Annotated in this window: 1 protein-coding gene; it reads right to left on the bottom strand. The window is 58.2% G+C overall.

The genetic code is table 11. The features are described from left to right. Positions 1–182, bottom strand: a 182-nt coding sequence (locus ACM9LZ_RS26190; protein WP_416622429.1) for a hypothetical protein, incomplete at its 3' end; no start/stop codon positions are given. Between the last annotated feature and the right edge of the window lie 19 nt (positions 183–201).

Genomic DNA, 201 nt, shown 5'->3' with positions numbered 1-201 from the left:
GCTTCGCGCGTAACAGAACGGCTGACACCGTGCTGCTTCGCCAGCTCCGCTTCCGTCGGAAAAGCCTCATGGTGAAAACGGCCCGTCACGATCGCCCGACCAAGATTGTCAAGAAGACCATAGGTCAGGTTCCGACCCAGCTCAGGCTTGAATTCTCCAGACCCCGTCAGTTCGCTCGACAAAATTCCAGCCTTCCCTGCC

Source organism: Niveispirillum fermenti (assembly GCF_048066175.1).
Lineage (GTDB): Bacteria > Pseudomonadota > Alphaproteobacteria > Azospirillales > Azospirillaceae > Niveispirillum > Niveispirillum fermenti.
Note: the sequence above shows the minus strand (reverse complement) of the source record. Positions and strands in the feature narration are given on the sequence as shown.